Origin of the sequence: Flavobacterium gawalongense, assembly GCF_007097265.1 — a bacterium.
In the GTDB taxonomy this organism is placed as follows: domain Bacteria; phylum Bacteroidota; class Bacteroidia; order Flavobacteriales; family Flavobacteriaceae; genus Flavobacterium; species Flavobacterium gawalongense.
The window spans coordinates 50,601-57,567 of the sequence record NZ_VJZP01000027.1; the positions used below are offsets into that span (position 1 = coordinate 50,601).

6 protein-coding genes are annotated in these 6,967 nt (G+C 33.0%); 4 read left to right on the forward strand and 2 right to left on the reverse strand.

All coding sequences use genetic code 11. From position 1 onward, the window contains the following. Nucleotides 1–86 precede the first annotated feature (86 nt). Nucleotides 87–1,343 carry a mechanosensitive ion channel family protein gene (locus tag FNW38_RS13435; RefSeq protein WP_143388294.1) on the reverse strand — a complete coding sequence of 419 codons (1,257 nt, stop codon included), beginning with the start codon at nucleotides 1,341–1,343 and terminating at the stop codon, nucleotides 87–89. Beyond that, nucleotides 1,336–1,620 carry a DUF3817 domain-containing protein gene (locus tag FNW38_RS13440; RefSeq protein ID WP_143388295.1) on the reverse strand — a complete coding sequence of 95 codons (285 nt, stop codon included), beginning with the start codon at nucleotides 1,618–1,620 and terminating at the stop codon, nucleotides 1,336–1,338. Before FNW38_RS13440 ends, FNW38_RS13435 begins: the two co-directional genes overlap by 8 nt. Nucleotides 1,621–1,766: 146 nt before the next feature. Here FNW38_RS13440 and FNW38_RS13445 point away from each other — a divergent pair, with 146 nt between their 5' ends. The 4 genes from FNW38_RS13445 (at nucleotide 1,767) to FNW38_RS13460 (ending at nucleotide 6,834) form a co-directional block, all read left to right on the forward strand. Then, nucleotides 1,767–2,291, forward strand: coding sequence for a DUF6155 family protein (locus FNW38_RS13445; RefSeq protein WP_143388296.1), 525 nt, complete (start codon nucleotides 1,767–1,769; stop codon nucleotides 2,289–2,291). Between the two features lie 111 nt (nucleotides 2,292–2,402). Further along, complete coding sequence (locus FNW38_RS13450) at nucleotides 2,403–3,947, forward strand: DEAD/DEAH box helicase (protein ID WP_144064946.1); 1,545 nt, start codon at nucleotides 2,403–2,405, stop codon at nucleotides 3,945–3,947. A 175-nt stretch (nucleotides 3,948–4,122) separates the two neighbouring features. Beyond that, entirely contained in the window at nucleotides 4,123–5,460 is a 1,338-nt protein-coding gene (locus FNW38_RS13455; RefSeq protein ID WP_144064945.1) for a DEAD/DEAH box helicase, read from the forward strand. Between the two features lie 96 nt (nucleotides 5,461–5,556). Next, the gene (locus FNW38_RS13460) at nucleotides 5,557–6,834 is read left to right on the forward strand and encodes an NAD(P)/FAD-dependent oxidoreductase (RefSeq protein WP_143388299.1); all 1,278 of its coding nucleotides are present in this window, start codon (nucleotides 5,557–5,559) and stop codon (nucleotides 6,832–6,834) included. The last annotated feature ends 133 nt before the right edge of the window (nucleotides 6,835–6,967 follow it).

Sequence of the window (6,967 nt, forward strand, 5' to 3'; positions counted from 1 at the left end):
GAGCTAAATATTTATGCTTTATAAATGTATAAACGACGAAAATTGTATTCGAAATGATTTTAGTCCGCATTACGGATAGTCATAATTTATTTATTTATTACACTTTCATTGATTCCTTCAAAAATTTCCAAATCAAAATATTTTACTGAAGCAATAATATGATCAAAAATATCAGACATGATGTATTCATAATTTTCAAATCTTTTGTCATGCGAAAAAGCATAAACTTCTAGAGGAACACCATTGGAAGTGGATTGCAATTGGCGACAGAGTGTAATCATATCTTTATTTAATCCCGGATAATGATGAAGATATTGGGTAATATATTTTCTAAACAAGCCTAAATTAGTCAAATTCCGACCATTGATAGCCAGTGATTTATCGATTTTATTACTCGAATTAAAAGTGTCAATTTCTAATTTTCTGGTATCAATATAATCCGAAATCAGTTGGATTTTTTTTAATTCGTTTAATTCTTCTTCTTCTAAAAACCGAATACTGCTTGTTTTAATAAGAATGTGTCTTTTTATACGTCGCCCATCAGAATTAAGCATGCCGCGCCAGTTTTGAAAAGAATCAGAACTCAAACTGTATGTAGGGATAGTGGTGGTGGTATTATCGAAATTTCGAACTTTTACTGTAGCGAGATTTATTTCGATTACATCTCCATCTGCTCCATATCGATCCATTGTAATCCAATCACCTATACGGACCATATCGTTTATAGCGACTTGAACACTAGCAACAAAGCCTAAAATAGTATCTCTGAAAATTAAAATAACAATAGCAGAAACCGCCCCCAAAATAGTTAGAAGGTCTTTTGTTTTAATGCCAAATATTTCAGAAATAATGACAACGACTCCAACCATCCAAAACACGATCATGATAATTTGAATAAAACTATCAATAGGCTTATCACTGTATCTTGGTATTTGTTTAAAATAATCACGTAACGCATTGAATATTGTGCGAATAATCCACAAAACTAGTAACACTATATAGACTCCTACTGCTGGTCTAAAAATATCTTCCCAATATTCAAATCGCTCTAAAATTATGGGTACCGACTTATAAATAAATAAAAACGGAATTAAATAGGCGATGTATTTCGCTGTTTTATTGGTAACCAGTAAATCATCAAATTTAGTTTTGGTTTTTTTCGCAACAATAGCCATAGCGGTTACCAGTACCAGACGAAATATTACATAAATAACATACGCCAGTACACACAGCACGATACTATTTATAATCAAACTCAGATAAGAAGCAAAGCTACTTCCCAAACCCCATTTTCGGAAGACAGGATATAGAAAAGTGAATATTTTTTCTATGAATTTATACATTCTTCAAGTATTTCTTTTCGATGTAAAAAGTACCAAAAGGAATTATTGATGCAAGACCGATAATCCCAAATTTTTTAAAGTCCCAATTTTCTTTAAATTTCAATAGTACTGCCAATATAATGTAGGTAATAAACAACAGTCCGTGAGCCATTCCTATTGGAAATAAAAGTGTTTTGTAAAGAACTAAATTTGTAGGTTTTACAATAAGCATATTTGAAAATAAAACCAAATAGGAAATTCCTTCGAGAATAGCAACAATCTTAAAAAATCTAAGCATAAAAATTAAATTAGTGTATAAAAGTAAAAAAATAGGTTTTGAAAAACTGATTTGCCTATTTATTTATGCCAAAATTAAGGATTATCATTGATTAAGGATGTATTCATTCCTAAAGTAATTTACTTTTGTATTCTTAAACTTTGATAATGAGCAAACGTGATTTAAAAAAATATTTGGCTGAACTTAATAAAGAACAACTCGAAGAACAGATTATCGAATTGTACGAGAAATTCAGTCCCGTAAAAGTCTATTATAATTTTGTTTTTAATCCAAAGGAAGAAACACTTTTGCAGGAATGCAAACTCAAAATTTCAAATGAATATTATCCTTTAAAAAAGGCAGGAAGACGCAGCAAACCAAAAATGAGGCGTTCTGTTGCTCAAAAATACATCAAGCATTTCACGCTTTTGGGAGTAGATCCCTTTATAATTGCAGATGTGATGCTTTATAATATTGAAATTGCACAAACATTCTCATCGGAACATATTATAAAACAAGACTTATTTTTCAAAAGCATGTTCAATTCTTTTGAACAAGCAGTCATTTTCTTGATTGCCAATGGAATTCTTAATGATTTCAAAACAAGAATATTAGCCATTTATAACGAAACTATTAGGCAAAAATGGTACAATGAACCCGAATTCAATGCAGTTATAGAACGATTTGAATAGTAAAGGATGCTGCATAATTCAATTTTATTTAATCAATCGGTTTTTTTTTAATTAAAATTGACAATTAAACTGTTTTTTAGGCGTATTTTTGCAAAAATCCAACAATAACTAATGTCCCAAAACACTTTAGAAATAGAAATCGAAGACAAAAAAGAACTTTATGCATATCAAAAAGGCGACATTGACGCCATATTTGAGCGCATAGATAATGCACCGCCACAACATCATTTGTTATACCAATTGCCTACTGGTGGAGGGAAAACAGTAGTGTTTTCAGAAATCGTACGTCGTTATTTATCACAACATGATAAAAAGGTGGTTGTTTTAACACACCGAATTGAGTTATGTAAGCAAACTTCAAAAATGTTGAAGGGTTTTGACGTGAAAAACAAAATCATCAACAGTAAAGTAAAAGAACTTCCGGATCAAAACGATTATTCTTGTTTTGTAGCCATGGTGGAAACTTTGAAAAACCGAATCAATGATGAAAAATTACATTTAGATAATGTAGGGTTGGTAATCATCGATGAGGCGCATTACAATTCGTTCAGAAAATTATTAAGCTCATTCAAAAATGCCTTTATATTAGGAGTTACAGCAACGCCTTTAAGTTCGAATATTAAATTACCAATGCATGAAAGCTACGATGAATTAATCGTAGGGGACACCATTAGTTCTTTGATTGCAAATGGCTTTTTGGCCAAAGCAATTACCTATAGTTATGATGTAGGTTTGACCTCATTAAAAGTAGGCATCAATGGTGATTACACTGTTAAATCATCGGATGATTTATACACCAATATGGCCATGCAGGAAAAATTATTGCATGCCTATACCGAAAAATCTTTGGGCAAGAAAACCTTGATTTTCAACAATGGTATCAATACCTCTTTATATGTATATGAAACTTTTAGAGAAGCCGGTTATGCGATTCGGCACTTGGACAATACCAGTAATAACGAGGAAAGAAAAGATATTTTACATTGGTTTAAACATACACCTGATGCTATTTTAACATCCGTTGGGATTCTTACCACCGGTTTTGATGAACCCACTGTAGAAACTATAATTTTAAACAGAGCGACGAAATCGTTGACATTATATTACCAAATGATTGGTCGTGGTTCTAGAAAACTGCCTAATAAAGACACTTTTAGCGTTATAGATTTAGGAAATAATGCAGCACGATTTGGACTGTGGAGTGAGCCGGTAAACTGGCAACACATCTTTAAATCACCTGAGTTTTACCTGGAAAATTTGCGTGATGATACGGAAATTGAATTGTATTTCAAATACAACATGCCACCTGATGTACGCGCAAAATTCAGCAAAACAGAAGTAGTAACTTTTGATGTCGATGAAGAACATAAACTCATCATTAAACAAAATTTACGCTCAAAAGAAGTGCTTGAAAAATCGTTGGACCAGCATGCAGCCATGTGTGTTGATAATTCGGAGACTTTGCAAGAAGCTAAAGCATTAGGAAAACTGTTAGATGACGATATCGATTGTCGCATCAAACGTTATTCAAAATGTTTGAGTCAATGCAGTAAAAATTACCGCGAGTGGCTTGTTGACGATTACAAATTAAAACTGGTATTGTTAACCGGGAAAAAATATCGTGAGAAAATCATGAACGAACCTGATGAAGAATAAAATTTCTTTTTTAAGGAGCTAATCCCGCTGTACACTATATCGTTGTGGCACCCCGAAGCTTCGGTCCCGAAACTTCGGGACGCCACAACAGGATGTCTCCCGAAACTTCGGGATCATCGGGGCTAAAAATTACGTTTACAAAACAACTTTTTTATAAAATTATAAAATCCAAAAAATGCCAAAACAATTCTCTGATTTAGGAATTTCAGCACCCATACTAAAAGCGATTACCGAATTGAAAATTGTTGTACCAACAGAAATTCAGCTAAAAACAATTCCGTTACTATTATCAAATACAACGGATTTAGTAGGACTTGCCAAAACGGGTACTGGAAAAACTGCGGCATTTGGATTGCCAATTTTACAATTAATAGATACCAATTCCCCTGTTGTACAAGCAGTAATTCTTGCGCCAACACGAGAACTGGGACAACAAATATTCAAGAATTTAGAATCTTTTGCTAAATTCCTACCTGAAGTTTCTATTGCAACAACTTGCGGAGGAATTCCAATCAAACCACAAATAGAACGCCTTTCATTGCCTACACATATTGTAGTGGCAACGCCTGGACGTTTAATCGATTTGATTCAGCGCAAAGCCATAAACTTAAAAGAAACCAAATTCCTCGTGCTCGATGAAGCCGATGAAATGGTTACAATATTGAAAGAAGGCTTAGAAGAAATCATTGCCGAATTACCTAAAAATCATAATACTTTTTTATTCTCGGCGACCATGCCCGGAACCATAAAACAGCTGATTCAGAACTACTTAAATAAAAACGTGGTTCAAGTTAGTGCAAATATGGAAACGATAGGGAATCAAGGTATTGATCACGAATATATTGTAGTGAATCCAATTGAGAAGCTCGATGTTTTGATGCATTTCTTAAATACTAAAGAAGGAGAACGCGGAATTATCTTTTGTAAAACTAAAGCTGCTGTCAATAAATTAGCCAAAAATCTTGCCATCAATAGATTTTCATCAGGAGCATTACATGGTAGTTTATCACAAGGAATTCGGGACAGAATCATGGAGCAATTCCGTGAAGGGCATATCAATATATTAGTCGCAACAGATTTAGCAGCAAGAGGAATCGATGTAAAGGAAATCTCTTATGTTGTTAATTATCATTTGCCGGATGTTTATGAAACTTACGTTCACCGTAGCGGAAGAACAGCAAGAGCAGGAGCAAAAGGGCTTTCTTTAACGGTTTTACAGCCAGAGGAAGTAATAGAAATTGCTGATTTCGAAAAAGAGTTGGGAATAAAATTCACTCAATTTAAAAAACCAACTGTTGCCAGCATCGAAGAAAACAACACTTTGTTATGGGCAAAACAAATTTTCAAGACAAAACCCAATCACGAAGTTGACCCAGAATTGAAGACCAAAATAAAAACAGTTTTTCATCATTTGACTAAAGATGAATTAATTGAAAAATTATTGGCAAATTATTTGTTGCAAAACAAAAATGAACCTTTAGAAAAACCAGTTAAAAAACTAAAAAAGAACTAAAATTTTAAATTTTTTTAATAATTGCTATTTTAATAACATCCCTAAATAGTGCATATTTATGGATGTTTTTTTAATTTTGCACTATAAATATACGATATGGAAGTTATAATAATAGGAGGAGGATTCGCAGGGTTGAATCTTGCTAAAGAACTAGTAAATGAAAAAGGAATTAATGTAACGCTCGTTGACAAAAACAATTATAATTTCTTTCCTCCACTTATTTATCAGGTTGCTACCGCTTTTTTAGAACCCTCAAGTATCAGTTACCCTTTTCGAAAATTTTTTTCGGGGAAAAAAAATCTACAATTCCGTCTCGGAAACTTACTAAAAGTAAATCCTTCCGAAAACAAAATTATTCTCAATAATGGGGAATTAAAATACGATTACTTGGTTTTTGCAACAGGTGCTGAAACCAGTTATTTTGGAATGGAAAACGTAAAGAAAAATGCGATTCCAATGAAAACGCTGAATGATGCCATTGTAATGCGTAATACATTGTTGAAAAATTTAGAAAAAGCAGCCATTTGCAAAGACATTCGCGAACGCAGAAAGCTTTTAACCATTGTAGTTGCTGGTGGTGGTCCTACAGGAGTTGAAGTTTCGGGAATGTTTGCTGAGATGAGAAAAAACATTTTACTAAAAGAATATCCGGAATTAAGTACTACAGCAAGTAATATTTATCTGGTTGATGGGTCTAATGTCTTATTATCTCCAATGAGTAAAGCTTCACAGGAAGATACTCTGGAAGCGCTAACAAAATTAGGCGTTGTAGTAAAATTAAATACTACAGTGGTGGATTATATTGATGATACGGTATATTTTGGAAATGGCGAAACGATTCAAACCAAAAATTTAATATGGGCTGCAGGAGTTTCGGCAAAAGTTTTCGAAGGAATTCCAGCTGAAAGTTATGGTCGCGGAAAAAGAATGGCCACTGATGCTTTTAATAAAGTTAATGGTATTGAAAATATCTTCGCTATAGGAGATACTTGCATTCAACTTACAGATACAGATTTTCCTAATGGACATCCACAAGTGGCACAAGTTGCCATTCAACAAGGAATAAATTTGGCTAATAACTTTAAGCTAATGAACCAAAACAAGCCATTAAAACCCTTTAAGTATAACGACAAAGGATCTATGGCTATTATTGGAAAAAATAAGGCTGTAGTTGATTTACCTAAACCAAAAATGCATTTTAAAGGATTTTTTGCCTGGGTGATATGGCTATTTATCCACCTCATTTCATTGATAACGTATCGCAACAGGATAAAAACATTCTTCAATTGGATGATCGCTTATTTTGCAAAAGATCAATCTTTACGTATGATTATCAGACCTGATAAAAAAGTAAAATCAGAAAAACAAGAATAAATTAAACCCATAATTAACCCGTTGGGTGCAATTATTCAAAACGTCAGTTCGAGTGTTTTTTGTGGAGTAAAACGGAACAAAAAATGTATCGAGAACCGTTTTTAATAATAATTTTCTAGTTCTCGATATAATT